The 14,487-nt window shown below is 36.7% G+C and carries 10 protein-coding genes; 8 read left to right on the top strand and 2 right to left on the bottom strand.

Going from position 1 to position 14,487, the window contains the following annotated elements; translation table 11 throughout:
* Window positions 1–103: 103 nt before the first annotated feature.
* The 3 genes from Dongsha4_RS11615 (at window position 104) to Dongsha4_RS11625 (ending at window position 4,303) form a co-directional block, all read left to right on the top strand.
* Window positions 104–1,726, top strand: a complete 1,623-nt coding sequence (locus Dongsha4_RS11615; protein WP_330202540.1) for a SpoIID/LytB domain-containing protein — start codon at window positions 104–106, stop codon at window positions 1,724–1,726.
* 151 nt (window positions 1,727–1,877) lie between these two features.
* Window positions 1,878–3,794, top strand: a complete 1,917-nt coding sequence (gene dxs, locus Dongsha4_RS11620; RefSeq protein WP_330202541.1) for a 1-deoxy-D-xylulose-5-phosphate synthase — start codon at window positions 1,878–1,880, stop codon at window positions 3,792–3,794.
* A gap of 386 nt (window positions 3,795–4,180) precedes the next feature.
* Window positions 4,181–4,303, top strand: a complete 123-nt coding sequence (locus tag Dongsha4_RS11625; RefSeq protein WP_330202542.1) for a hypothetical protein — start codon at window positions 4,181–4,183, stop codon at window positions 4,301–4,303.
* Between the two features lie 55 nt (window positions 4,304–4,358).
* Here Dongsha4_RS11625 and Dongsha4_RS11630 read toward each other — a convergent pair whose 3' ends face one another.
* Window positions 4,359–5,021 (bottom strand): DUF2290 domain-containing protein, encoded by a 663-nt coding sequence (locus Dongsha4_RS11630; RefSeq protein WP_330202543.1) that lies wholly within the window; start codon window positions 5,019–5,021, stop codon window positions 4,359–4,361.
* Window positions 5,022–5,083: 62 nt separating this feature from the next.
* Between Dongsha4_RS11630 and Dongsha4_RS11635 the strand changes: the two genes are divergently transcribed.
* A protein-coding gene (locus Dongsha4_RS11635; RefSeq protein WP_330202302.1) for an IS1 family transposase occupies window positions 5,084–5,808 on the top strand; the annotation gives its coding sequence in 2 pieces (ribosomal slippage) (window positions 5,084–5,408 and window positions 5,408–5,808; 726 coding nt in all).
* 430 nt (window positions 5,809–6,238) lie between these two features.
* On the opposite strand, the gene Dongsha4_RS11640 is transcribed toward Dongsha4_RS11635, so the two are convergent.
* Window positions 6,239–10,261 (bottom strand): magnesium chelatase subunit H, encoded by a 4,023-nt coding sequence (locus Dongsha4_RS11640; protein ID WP_330202544.1) that lies wholly within the window; start codon window positions 10,259–10,261, stop codon window positions 6,239–6,241.
* A gap of 448 nt (window positions 10,262–10,709) precedes the next feature.
* Here Dongsha4_RS11640 and Dongsha4_RS11645 point away from each other — a divergent pair, with 448 nt between their 5' ends.
* The 4 genes from Dongsha4_RS11645 (at window position 10,710) to Dongsha4_RS11660 (ending at window position 14,369) form a co-directional block, all read left to right on the top strand.
* Window positions 10,710–11,186, top strand: coding sequence for an NUDIX hydrolase (locus Dongsha4_RS11645; protein ID WP_330202545.1), 477 nt, complete (start codon window positions 10,710–10,712; stop codon window positions 11,184–11,186).
* 93 nt (window positions 11,187–11,279) lie between these two features.
* On the top strand, window positions 11,280–11,855 hold the full coding sequence (locus Dongsha4_RS11650; protein ID WP_330202546.1) for a CPBP family intramembrane glutamic endopeptidase: 576 nt from the start codon (window positions 11,280–11,282) through the stop codon (window positions 11,853–11,855).
* A gap of 347 nt (window positions 11,856–12,202) precedes the next feature.
* A complete protein-coding gene (locus Dongsha4_RS11655; protein WP_330202547.1) occupies window positions 12,203–12,415 on the top strand; it encodes a hypothetical protein in 213 nt (70 codons plus the stop codon).
* Between the two features lie 421 nt (window positions 12,416–12,836).
* On the top strand, window positions 12,837–14,369 hold the full coding sequence (locus tag Dongsha4_RS11660; RefSeq protein ID WP_425590797.1) for a phytoene desaturase family protein: 1,533 nt from the start codon (window positions 12,837–12,839) through the stop codon (window positions 14,367–14,369).
* Window positions 14,370–14,487 lie beyond the last annotated feature (118 nt).

Genomic DNA, 14,487 nt, shown 5'->3' on the forward strand with positions numbered 1-14,487 from the left:
TTGCCCCTTGCCCCTTCTAATTACAAGTGTCTATAGCAAAACAAGTCAATGATTGAACTTTATCTTATACTATGAAATAGTTAAAAATATTGATGACTTTTATATGACAATTTTAAATAAAAATAAGGAAAAAAATAATTGGTTATTAAAATTTAATAAACTTTTCTTGAATATTTCAATATTAACTATTATTCCTTTTTTATTTCAGACTTTACCCCTTTTAGCATTGGATCTACAAATTGGGATTGTGCAAAGATTCGGAGAAGAATTAGAAGATGAAATAACTTTAACAAGTATTGGTGAAGATAATTTAAAACTAACTTTTACAGATAATCTCACAGGGGAAAATAAATCTTTAACGACTAAGCAATTAAAACTAGACATCATACCTCAGTCTTTACCCCATAAATATATTGAAGAAAGATTGATATTAGGGGATCATGGTACGTTTGAAACTGCTGAGGATGATGCTAATAATTGGAGAGAATTGGGTATTGATGTGGAGATAACCCAACCCGGGCGTTGGCAGGTGTGGGCAAAGCGTAGCACTTACAACACTCCTTTTTTAAGAAGATTATTATTGGAACAGTTACAAGAAGCAGGTTATAGTAACGTCTATATTGAAACAGCTATTTTATTGGAAAAGCCAGAAGTTTCTTTTTCTGTAGGAGAGAATAATTATCAAGTAAATTTTTTAGAAATTAGTAGCAATCAGGGAGTAATAGAAATTAAAGAAGGAAAAGACGGCAAAAATCGCAAATATGGGGGCAATTTTACTCTTCAGCCCAATTCTTATGGTAATTATACTCTGGTTAATAAAGTGGATATAGAAACCTATTTGCGGGGGGTTGTACCTCATGAAATTGGAAGCAATGCACCCCTAGCCGCCGCTCAAGCTCAAACTATTATTGCTCGAACCTACGCTTTACGCAACACAAGAAGGTTTGCGGCTGATGATTATGAGCTTTGTGCAAATACTCATTGTCAAGTTTATTATGGTTTAAGTGGTACATCAAAAATAGCAGATCAGGCGATCGCATCTACCAAGGGATTAGTATTAACTTATGAAAATGAATTAGTAGATGCCTTATATTCTTCTACCACAGGGGGAATAACCTCTAATTTTACAGATATTTGGAATGGAGAAAATCGCCCTTATCTAAAATCTGTGATTGATTCACCGCAACAAGTGTGGAATTTAAGTCAACAAAGTCTTGAGTCTGAAGATAATTTTCGTAAGTTTATCTCTTTGGAAAAAGGCTTTAATGAAACGGGTAGAAGTTTATTTCGTTGGCAAAAACAAAGTAGTATCGCAGATTTAACTAAAGATTTGCAAAAATATTTAACCCGAATAAAACATCCCCTTGTAGATATAAAAGAAATTCAATCTATGAAAATCACAGAGCGATCGCCCTCTGGTAGAATCTTAAAGTTAGATGTAAAAACCGACTTAGGAGTTATTACCCTCGAAAAAAATGAAGTCAGAAGTGCCTTTGCACCCCCCAGAAGCACCTTTTTTTACCTAGAGCCTATTTATGATAAAAACAAAAAATTAACAGCCTATCAATTTATTGGCGGTGGTTTTGGTCATGGAGTAGGGCTAAGTCAATTTGGTAGTTATAATCTTGCTAAACTAGGTTGGACTGCGGAAAAAATATTACAATTTTATTATCCCGGAACACAAGTTCAACCTTTAAAGGATAATCAGGCAGTCAACAACAACTAAACTAAAGACAATTTTTGTCATTCATGAAACATTACAAAGATTTATAATCCTTTACCTTAAAGCAAGAAAAGAAAAATTAAGACAAAATAAAGGAAAGTAGTCTTAACAATCTGACATATTAATCAATATATATTATAGGGAAAAAAGAATAATGCACATAAGTGAAATAACCCATCCCAATCAACTACATGGTTTATCAATTCGGCAGTTAGAAGACATCGCGCAACAAATCAGAGAAAAGCATTTAGAAACCGTAGCGGCAACAGGAGGACATTTAGGACCTGGTTTGGGGGTTGTGGAATTAACCATTGGCTTATATCAAACCCTAGATTTAGATCATGATAAGGTAATTTGGGATGTGGGACATCAGGCTTATCCCCATAAAATGCTCACAGGCAGATACCATGATTTTCATACTTTAAGACAAAAAGATGGCATTGCAGGGTACTTAAAACGCTGTGAGAACAAATTTGACTTTTTTGGTGCTGGACACGCCTCTACAAGCATCTCAGCAGGGTTAGGAATGGCTTTGGCAAGAGATAGCAAAGGAGAAAATTTTAAAGTAGTTTCTATTATCGGTGATGGTGCGTTAACTGGAGGTATGGCATTAGAAGCCATTAATCACGCAGGGCATTTACCGAATACTAACTTAATGGTAGTTCTAAATGATAACGAAATGTCTATTTCTCCTAATGTGGGGGCGATTTCTCGTTATTTGAATAAAGTACGCCTATCTGACCCCATTCAGTTTATCACAGGTAATTTAGAGGAACAATTCAAACATTTGCCTTTATTTGGTGATGGAGAAAATTTATCTCCTGAAATGAAAAATCTGAAAGAGGCCATGAAACGTCTAGCAATGCCCAAGGTTGGGGCAGTAATTGAGGAATTAGGCTTTACTTATTTTGGTCCTATTGATGGTCACAATTTGAGCGAATTGATTGATACTTTCAATAAAGCCCATAAAGTGAAAGGTCCTGTTTTAGTTCATGTGGCAACGGTGAAGGGTAAGGGTTATGCTTTGGCAGAAAAGGATCAAGTAGGTTATCATGCTCAAAATCCCTTTAATTTAGCTACAGGTAAACCAATCCCTTCTAATAAACCCAAACCTCCTAGTTACTCCAAAGTTTTTGCCCATACTTTAACAACTTTGGCGGCAAATAATCCCAAAATTATAGGCATTACGGCGGCAATGGCTACTGGTACAGGTTTAGACAAGTTACAACAAAAACTACCTGATCAATATGTTGATGTAGGAATTGCAGAACAACACGCTGTCACTTTAGCGGCAGGTTTGGCTTGTGAGGGGATGCGTCCTGTAGTTGCTATCTATTCTACTTTCTTACAACGGGCTTATGATCAAATTATCCATGATGTGTGCATTCAAAAATTACCTGTATTTTTCTGTTTAGACAGAGCGGGTATTGTGGGTGCAGATGGGCCTACTCATCAGGGTATGTATGATATTTCTTATTTACGTTGTATCCCCAATATGGTGATTATGGCGCCCAAAGATGAAGCGGAAATGCAACGAATGATTGTCACTGGTATTAATTATACTGAAGGTGCGATCGCAATGCGTTATCCTCGTGGTAGTGGTATCGGTGTACCTTTAGCCGAGGAAGGCTGGGAAGAATTAGAAATTGGCAAGGGTGAAATTTTACGTCAGGGGGATGATATTTTACTACTTGGTTATGGTTCAATGGTCACTACTGCTATGCAAACTGCAGGTATTTTAAGTGAACACGGAATAGAAGCAACCGTGGTTAATGCACGTTTTGTCAAACCCTTAGATACAGAGTTAATTTTACCTTTAGCCGAAAAAATTGGTAAAGTTGCCACTCTCGAAGAAGGTTGTTTGATAGGTGGTTTTGGTTCAGCAGTGGCAGAAGCCTTAACAGAAGGAGAAGTTATGGCGAAATTAAAACGTTTTGGTGTACCTGATATTTTAGTAGATCATGCTAAACCCGATCAATCTTTTGCTGATTTAGGCTTAACTGCACCTCAAATTTCTGAGCAAATTCTTTCTTCTTGGTTTGCTGAAAAACCGGCGGTTGTGGCTAATTAATCTTTGTTAGGGGTGTTGAAAAAGTGTTTTGGTGAGAGTAGGTATTAGGTGGCAGGTATTTTTTCTTAATAACCCAAGTTGCTAGTTGGAAATTTTCACTCTACAGTGATAAAAATGGAGTGAACCTGAGTTCGGAGTTCGGAGTTCGAAGTTCGGAGTTAAAAGTAATAATTATTGACAAAAAAGTTGAATAAATTGATTTTCAATGAGTTTTTCCTAAATTTAATAATTTTTTATTCCAAAATTGGCTCGATGATAACTCGAGGGCGCTTTATTTTTCGATACTTTGTTCATCGAACTCAGGTGAGTGAAAATAAAATGGTTAACCAAATAATTGTTATCTAAACTGTTGTAGATAATTCGGCTAAAGTGACCGCTTATGATGCATGAGATCCTTGAGATGCGATCGCACCTTTCTTGGTACAATAATTAAGATGCGATCGACCATGAACAATAATTCAGCAACGCCATTAAAGCTTTTAGACAGAGACGAAACCTTCAATGTATAAAGAAAAGATCAATATCATCCGAGAAAAAAAAGACTAAAAAAAACTTGATATTATGTTAAAGTTTTATTGAAATATGAATTAATTGCTCTTCTATTTTAGTAATAGTTGATGGAAATAAATTCGCTTTAAAATTTAGTGTTTGTTGATATTTTATAAATGCTGTATTATAAAAATTTTGTAAGATAAAATTCATAAAAACATTAGGAGTAAGAGGGGAAGAAACTGGAATACGACAGTTTTTAAATTGACCTAAAGTTAAATGGCATTTAGGATGATATATTTCGCTAAAATTTTTAGGATCATAATCAAATCTAATTGGTGTAGGTAAAATATCTTTAACTATTATATCAGCATAAATCTCGTCATCTTCATAAATCTCAGGTTCATTATGAAAAGACTCTAAAAAAGGTGAGGGAAAAAAAGCTAATCTATGGGAAATTAATTGATTATTTTGAAAAGTATATAAAATTTGTATTAAAGCACCATCTAACATTTTAAAATTGAAATTCCTCTGTTTATTTAGTTCTTCATATATATCCTGATAAGAAATATTCTTTAGAGCAATGGATAAATCAACCATATTAGAATAACAGACCATGATTTGATTATTGATAACTTTTTGTTGAGAGGGATAATTTTGGTCATCACATAGTCCTACTTCAATTAATTTAGAAGTTATATTTTGAACTTCTTTAAAAATATCGCTACAAGTAATCATTTATGAGAGTATCAATTAAGTAATGTTATGATATAGACTGATCCTATCATCATTAATTAACCATGTCTCATCAATGCCCTCGATGTCATAATACTAAAATCATCAAAAACGGTTTTGCTCGTGGTCAACAAAGGTTTAAATGTAAGCACTGTAACTATCAGTTCACCACTGATAAGATTGATCGAGGTAAACCTATGTGGATGAAACTAGAAACAGCAATTCTGTATTGCAGTGGAATGTCTATGAATTCGATCGCAAAGCTTCTCAATGTTTCTGCTCAGACTATTTTAAATTGGATTAGAGCTTTGGCACTAGAAAATTATGAAAAGCCTGAACCCTGCGAAGCGGTGGTTGTGGAACTAGATGAACTTTGGCATTTTATAGAGTCAAAAAAAACAAGTTATGGATCTGGAAAGCTTATGACCGTAATACTAACAGACTTATCGACTGGGAATTGGGAAAGCGTGATAGTGAAACCCTCAAAAAACTTTTAATTAGATTACTAAAATGGGATGTAACAGTCTACTGTACTGATGATTGGAAACCGTACCAAGAGTTATTATCTAAACATCCAGATGCGTATCATGTGATGACAAAAAGCGAAACTATAGCCATAGAAAGAAATAATTCCGATAATCGTCATTGGTTTGCTCGCTTTCATAGAAAAACAAAAGTAGTATCAAAATCAATAGAAATGGTGGATTTAACAATGGGACTATTTGCAAAATTTAGAGTAAATGGAACGATCGATTCGTTAATAAATCAAAGACTAACATTACTTAGTTGAAGCTCTCCCCTCGAATAATATCAACCATAGTTTTCAAAAAAGAGTTTATAGGCAGGGCAATCGCATACTAATTTTTGGTCAACGAAGTCATAATACTTTGAACGATCACTAATGATAAAATGCTAGTAATTTTCTCAATAAAACCTGCTTTTTTGACTCTTATTGCGAAAATAATGGAGTATGCGTTCGCCCTGAGTTTATAGGCAAATAATTGGATATAGCTTTATCATACGAATTACTTGAATTTATCTCTTAAAACTTTTAATAATCTTTTTTTCAAAATAATCGTTTATATATAGCTTTTAACAAATTATTATAACAAACAAGCATGAATAAACCTGTTCCAAAACCTATGATTCACTTTGCTTTATTTAGAATTGTTGCAAAATAAATAATAAAGGTGGGCATTGCCCACCCTACGATTTAATGATTACTCAATACCTTCGATGCGATCTTCTGCTTCTTGGTAGAGTTGTTGTAACCTTTCGATATTCTCATCGGAAGTTTCCCAGTAACCACGCCCGTTAACTTCTAAGAGGGTGCTTACCATACGGCGGAAAGAGTTGGGGTTTAAATCCATCAATCGTTTACACATCTCCTCATCTTGGATAAATGTGGTGTTGGTATCTTCATAAACCCAGTTATCCACAGCGTCAGCAGTAGCACTCCATCCCATTGTATTTACAAGGCGTTTGGATAATTCTCTTACCCCTTCATAACCGTTAGATAACATACCCTCGTACCATTTGGGATTTAATAATTTGGTACGCGCATCTAAACGCACGGTTTCGGAAAGAGTACGCACTTGAGCATTGGCGGTGGTGGTGTCTGCGATATATGCAGAGGGTTTTTTACCGTCATCCCGCAAAGATGCAACTACTTTGGTAGGATCAGAATCGAAGTAGTGGGATACATCCGTTAAGCTAATCTCAGAAGAATCGAGGTTTTGGAAGGTAGCATCGGCAGTTTTCAGGGATTTCTCAAAAATTGCTCGGTTTTCGTCCATTACCCCCGGATTATCGGAGTTAAAGGCAAAGGATTTACGGTTTAAGTACATATCCCGCAATTCTTGCTCTTCTTCCCAACTACTATTTTCTACCGCTAGGTTAACGTTACTAGAATATGAACCAGAAGCGTTAGAGAATACACGAGTTGCCGCTTCACGAATGTTAACGCCCATTTCTTCCGCTTGTTCTAAAGCGTGTTTGCGGACATAGTTCATTTCTAAAGGCTCATCAGCTTCAGCCGCTTTTTTCACCGCTTGATCTAATAATGCCATTTGATTGATGAATAAGTCACGGAATACGCCCGAACAGTTAACCACTACGTCAATGCGAGGTCTGCCCAACTCCTCTAAGGGTATCAATTCGAGTTTGTTGACGCGCCCTAAAGCATCAGGCACGGGTTTAACCCCAATCATCCACATAATTTGAGCTAAGGATTCTCCGTAGGTTTTGATGTTATCCGTTCCCCATAATACACAAGCGATGGTTTCTGGGTACTTTCCGCCGTTGTCTATCTTTTGACGCTCTAATAGTCGATCAACCACGATTTTAGCTGATTGTACCGCCGCTAGAGTGGGGATTTTTTGGGGATCGAGGGCATGAATGTTTTTACCAGTGGGTAATACATTGGGGTTGCGAATGGGATCTCCACCGGGTCCGGGTAGTACATATTCACCCTCAAGGGCTTTTAATAAACCGCCTAATTCATTATCGGCACAAACTTGCTCTAAGCAAAATTCGAGGTATTCAAATAAGGGTTTGATGGCTTTTTCATCGACTTTGGTGTAACCTAATTCGTGTAATTTTGCTACCCAGGGTTCTTTTTTGCCCATATTGAAGAAGTTTAGCTTAGAAACAAAGGAAACTCGCCCTTCTGCGTTGGTTTGCTCCTCTACTAAGGCTCTTACTGCAGCTCTGGTGGCTTCAGTAATTTGTTGTAATAATTCCACATCCGCTAAGACACCTTTATCAGCGTTGCGGTAAATTTCCTCCATATTGCGTCCAATACTATTGGCGATGATGGTAGGTAATGCCCAGATACCTTCGTCTTCTCTGTCTAAACTGGCTATATTCACCAAAGTTGCGATCGCCTCTTCTGCGGTGGGAGGTTTACCGATGATGTGTAAGCCACAGGGTAAAAGACGAGATTCAATCTCCATCAACTTGCGATAAACAGCACCGACAATGTGATCTCTTTCATCTTGAGAAAGGGTGCTAGAATCAAATAAATCCGCTTCTTGCCCTTCAGGGGAAGCAATTTCGGGGATGTCTTTGTCTAGGTTGCAGATACGGGCTTTATCGACAATGGTATTGACAATTTGCACACCGCGCCCACCATCTTTAAGGCTTTGATATGAACCGATTAACTCGCTTAATTCCTCTAAACCTTTATATAATCCAGCATTTTCCGCAGGAGGGGTTAAATAAGAAATGGTAGCGGCATAACTACGGCGTTTTGCAATGGTTGCTTCACTGGGGTTATTAGCAGCATAGTAGTAAACGTTAGGAATATTACCGATTAAACTGTCAGGATAGCACTCCCCAGACATACCCATTTGTTTACCCGGCATAAATTCTAGTGAACCATGAGTTCCAAAATGCAATACAGCGTCAACGCCCCAAACCTTTTCAAGGTAGGTGTAATAAGCGGCAAAGCCATGATGAGGAGAAGCAGAGCGAGAGAAAAGTAATCTCATGGGATCGCCCTCGTAACCGAAGGTGGGTTGTACACCGATAAAGACGTTACCGAAGTGTTTACCGTAGATTAATAGATTTTGTCCATCGCTGTTGAGATGCCCCGGAGGTGCGCCCCAGTTTTCCTCTAATTTCTTAGAATAAGGGGTTAAACGCTCGTATTCTTCCACACTCATACGATAGGCGATATTTAATTCTGGGCTAGAATATTGAGCCTGTGCGTCATGGATTACCAGTTGCATCAATTCTTCGGGGGTGTCTGGCACGTCTTGCACGTCATAACCGTTATTTTTCATGCCTTTTAACACTTCATGAATTGAGCCGAAAACGTTTAAATAAGCGGCTGTACCCACGTTTCCTTTGTCGGGAGGGAAGCTAAAGACGGTAATTGCCAGTTTTTTCTCTAATTTGGGTTTTTTGCGTAAATTTGCCCATTTTAATGCACGAGTTGCGATCGCCTCTACCCTGTCTTGGAGAGTGATAGATTTACCCGTGTTACCATCTTTCCCTGATAAAATAATAGGCTCGATCGCACCATCTAATTCAGGAATAGCGATTTGTAATGCAACTTGGATAGGGTGTAAACCGAGATCACTTTCTTCCCATTCTTCCGTAGTTTGGAATACTAAAGGTAAAGCTACCATGTAGGGACGATTGAGACGGGTTAAGGATTCTACCGCTTTAGGATGATCTTGTCGAGCAGGACCCCCTACCAATGCAAAACCAGTCAAAGAAACTACAGCATCAACGATGGGTAAAGGCTCAACTCCCTCTACAGGCTTATCCCAGAAATACTCATCCACAGGTTTCGAGAAATCCAAACCACCAGCAAACACAGGGATAACTCTTGCACCACGATATTCCAATTCCTGCAACATCGCCACATAGTGGGCATCATCTCCCGTTACCAAATGGGTTCTTTGTAAGACTAAACCCACACAAGGAGCAAGGGGATCTTTCAAATCCTCACCGATGTCATCACGGGTATTGTACCACGCCAAATAATCCTTAATGTTTTCAAACATTGTCGGGGCGAGGGGATGCCAAATACCCATATCAGGATAGACAACAGGCTCGGCATAGTCTTTACTAGCTAGTAAGGATTTTTCTCCCGTAAACACATATTTATCTGCTAACATCAAGAAGAAGTTTTCTAGGTTATCGGATGAACCACCTAACCAATACTGAAAACTCAACATGAAGTTACGAGCATCCTGTGCCTTTTCAACAGGGAGATATTTTAATACAGTAGGTAAAGTGCGTAATAATTTGAGCATCGCATCCTCAAAACCAGCACCAGACTTCTGTTTACGCTTTTTCATAAACTCGCCAATGACGCTCTTACTTTGCCCTAACTGTGCCATACTGAAGCTACCCATTTTGTTAAGGCGCATCACTTCAGGCATAGACGGGAAAACCACAGCAACATCTAAGTTATCTCGATAGGGTGTTACTGCATCTACAACTTTCTGAGCTAATTCTTCGATAAAGATAAGAGAGGCAATGAAAATATTTGCTTCTGATATATCCTTTTTAAATTCCTCGTAATTTTCTGGGCTTCTCAACTCCTCAATTAAATAACCACTTACCTCAATGGCAAGGTTAGGATTGTGGGCGTTGATGGATTTAACTGCTCCAGAAATGGCACTCTGATATTGTGACTCTAGTACCACATAAACTACCTTCATTAAAGCACGTCCTTGTAAATCTTCTGGTGCTATATGTCGGATAGCTGATTTTACGTTAGTAAACATTAAGCAGAAAACTCCGTGTTATATGATTTTTATACTAGGTATGTGAAAAAATAATGACTTGCCCAATAAATAATAGGCTCTTTATTGTTTTTACCATGAAAATAAGCTCTTTTACCTAGATGAAGTCTTTTTTTACGGTTATCCGTAGTTTTTTGTTACATCTCTTTACACTTTCTACTCGATGATTGCTGAAAAAATATTTTGGTGAAGGTGAAAAATGGCAAGGGGTAAACCCCTCTGTGTCTCCCCTTAAAAGAAACCCCCCTTTTATAACCCCTATCGAGGAGGGAGAGCAAAAGTGTTTAATTAACTTCTCCCCAACACCTAAATACCCTAATTCATTCTCTAACACACTGACATCTGAAACCTGCCCTTATCCTATATTTTTATGCCTAACTGAGTTTAAATATTCCCTATAATTACTGAAAATGAAAAAGTAAAAAATGATATGACAAATTATATAAATCCTGCTCCCACCGTAGATATAATTATTGAATTAAAAGACCATGATTATCGTCCTATCGTTCTAATTGAAAGAAAAAATGAACCTTTAGGGTGGGCAATACCGGGAGGATTTATGGATTATGGAGAGTCAGTGGAAGAAACAGCTATTAGGGAGGCAAAAGAAGAAACTTGTCTTGATATTGAGCTTCTTGATTTGTTATATGTGTATTCTGACCCTTCAAGAGATGCTCGTAAACATACTTTGAGTGTTGTTTTTATTGCTGAAGCAGTGGGGCAACCAATACCTGCCGATGATGCTAAAAATTTAGCTATATTTCCTATTGAGAAAATACCTTCTAATCTCTGTTTTGACCATGATTTGATTCTACAAGACTATCTTAATTATCGTCTCAACTTCAATTCTAAAGGAATCTGTTTTCCTACTCGCCCTTTACCAAAAATTAAAAAAAGTAACGCCTAACTATAAAATCTGCTGGAGTTAAAAAATAGTAGTTAAAATTCTTTTAATTAATGGATCAAAAATCCATGACTATATCATTACTTTTTATTGTTCATGACAGAAAGCAATCAACCAAATTTAGACTCTTTTACTAGGACACAAATATTAGGATTTATGGGCATTACCGCCCTAATTCTCCTCATTATCTCTCAGGTATGGCAACGATTAGGCAAAATAAATCTCATCCCAGTCAAATTTAATCTTCATGACTTTTCCATGGGAGTTTTAATTGCGATCGCAATTATTATTGCTAGTAGTATTTTAACTAGAGTATGGGAAGATTATCGCCACAGTGCCGAAAAATACCTAAATTTAATTATTTCTCCCCTAATTTTTGCCGATTTAATTTGGGTGGGTTTACTCCCCGGATTAAGTGAAGAATTATTATTCAGAGGAGTTATGCTTCCTGCTTTTGGTTATGATTGGTTAGCTTTAATCCTTTCTAGCGTCTTTTTTGGAATTTTACACTGGAGTGAAGTTAGCAGTTGGCATTATGTTGTTTGGGCAATTATTATCGGCTTTGTGTTAGGTTACAGTGCTTATATTACTGGTAATTTATTAGTACCCATTGTCGCTCATAGTTTAACTAATTTTGTTTCTAGTTTACTTTGGAAATTAAAGCATCCTTAATGGATGTTGCTCCAAAATATTTTAAGGTGTCACCTCCACCAGTAATTTTATCTCTAACTGAGGTGATAATTGATTTTTTACAAATGATTTAGGAGTGCTATATTAAACTAAAATCCTGAATATCATAACTTAATAAAACTTAATTAAATAATATAACAAAAGGAGCATTTTTTAATGTTTAAAGACTGGAATTTTGATGATTGGTTAAATCATATCTTATTTTTTTTCACTGTATTGTTATTACTTTACTCGTTCTTCTTTGTTTAGAATTTATAATATAAACATAGGCTTTTATAGAAAAAAAATAGCTATTCAAAATTTATAAAATTTAAAATTCAAGAGGGAATATGAATTTAAAAATGATGCTTTTTTCTGGAATTATGACTGCTTTAATTGGATTAATGTTAGGTTTAGCTGTGTCCGAAATTTCTCAAAGAGTACAGCGTCGCAATATTGTCATTGTTGGTGGAGGAGTATTAGGTTTTGTTTTAGGCTTTACCTATCAAGGAATTAAGCAAGAAAAAGATGAAAGACAAAAAGAATATGAAGATACAAAGTAGATGGCTTTCTGACTTTGAATATGATAAATTTCTTCTAAAAATAAAGTGTAAGGTTTCAGGTGGCAGGTTTTAGGTTGAAGTAAAGTTGTTAATTTATGGCAATTACATTTTTGTTATGAATAAAGCCTTGTAGGTTAACGTTTGTAGTCATTATTTTATATTGTTTTATTCTACTCACTGTAAAAGAGCTAAATATATAGATTTTTTGCACAAGCTAACCCTTGAGTTAGATGAAAAAAGTATTGAACAATAAGGAGTTGAGACTTCTAATAGACAAGACTTTCCTCGAAAAAATTATTAAATTTGAGATATATTTTAAATTAATTTAACCTCAGTTTATGTTAGTTATAAATACCTTTGACTGTTCTTTTGTTTCCTACCCTCCTAACATAACTTTTTTATCAAACCCTAAATAGAAATGATGAGTAGAGATAGAGAAATAATTATTATTGGGAGTGGTTTGGGGGGTTTATGTTGCGGTGCAATTTTGGCTAAGTATGGCTATGATGTTTTAGTCTGTGAAAGTCATAATTTAGCTGGAGGATGCGCTCACGGTTTCCGCTATAAGGGTTTTAAATTTGATTCAGGTCCTTCTCTTTATTCGGGTTTATCTTATTCTCCATCAAGTAATCCCTTACGGCAAGTTTTAGACATCGTTGAGGAAGATATTGAGTGGAAAAACTACGACAATTGGGGATGTTGGTTGCCAGAGGGCTATTTTGATATTGCAGTGGGTGCGGATAATTTTCATAATCTATTGTTGCAGTTACGGGGAGAAGAAGCAGGAAAACAATGGCGTAAGTTGCAAGAAGTGATGAAACCTTTGGGAGAGGCTTCTATGGCTATTCCTGTTCAAGCCTTTCGTTATGACTTGGGGGCGGTTTTGACTCTTTTTCCACACTTTTCCTCTATGATTCCTAATATATTTTCTGCGAAAAAACTAACAGGTAATTTTGGAGCGATTATGGATGAGGTAGTAGAAGATGAATTTATCCGTAATTGGTTGGATTTACTCTGTTTTATGTTATCTGGCTTACCTGCCCATGGCACTTCGGCGGCGGAAATGGCGTTTATGTTTGCGGAATGGTATCGCCCTGATGTCACTCTTGATTATCCAGTGGGAGGAAGTGAAGCCATTGTCGATGCTTTGGTTAGAGGTTTGAAAAAAAATGGTGGTGAGTTAGTTTTATCTAGCCATGTGGCAGAAATTATTATTGAAAATAATCAAGCGAAAGGGGTGAGATTAAGTAATCATGAAGAAATTAAAGCAACTAAGGCTGTTATTTCTAATGCCTCCATTTGGGATACTTTGGCTCTGATTCCTGAAGGAATGTTGGATTCTGAATATAGAAGCAAAAGCGAAAAAACTCCCATGAATCCTAGTTTCATGCACCTTCATTTAGGGATTGATGGAAAAGATATTCCTGATGACTTACCTTGTCATCACATGATTGTTAATGATTGGCAAAAGGGAGTTACTGCTCCTCAAAATGTAATTGCGGTTTCTATTCCTTCTCTTTTAGATTCTTCTTTAGCACCTCCGGGAAAACACTCTATCCATGTTTATACCCCTGCTACAGAACCCTATGAATTATGGGCAAATTTAAACCCCAATAGTCAAGAATATCAAGAAATGAAAGAGATGCGATCGCAGCCTATGTGGGAAGCCCTAGCCCGATTTATTCCAGATATAAAAGAGCGATGTGAAGTAAAATTAGTGGGTACACCTTTAACCCATGAACGCTTTTTAAGACGTTATCGAGGCACTTATGGCGCCGCATGGAAAGCAGGAGAATCTTTATTTGCCCCTGCCACTACTCCCATAAAAAATCTATATTGCTGTGGTGACTCTACTTTTCCCGGTATTGGTGTCCCCGCCGTTGCCGCCAGTGGTATTATGACGGCTAATACTGTGGCAAATGTTTTCCAACAATGGAAATTTTGGCGTGGGTGAATTAAAAAGCTGTGATTTTTAGTGTAGATCAGGAATGGACAATAGTCACTCTTGCAGTGGTAATAATATTTTGAGTGCTAGATATTTGGAGTTTTTTAAAACATACCATATAACAATT

It is taken from the genome of Cyanobacterium sp. Dongsha4 (assembly GCF_036345015.1).
GTDB lineage: Bacteria > Cyanobacteriota > Cyanobacteriia > Cyanobacteriales > Cyanobacteriaceae > PCC-10605.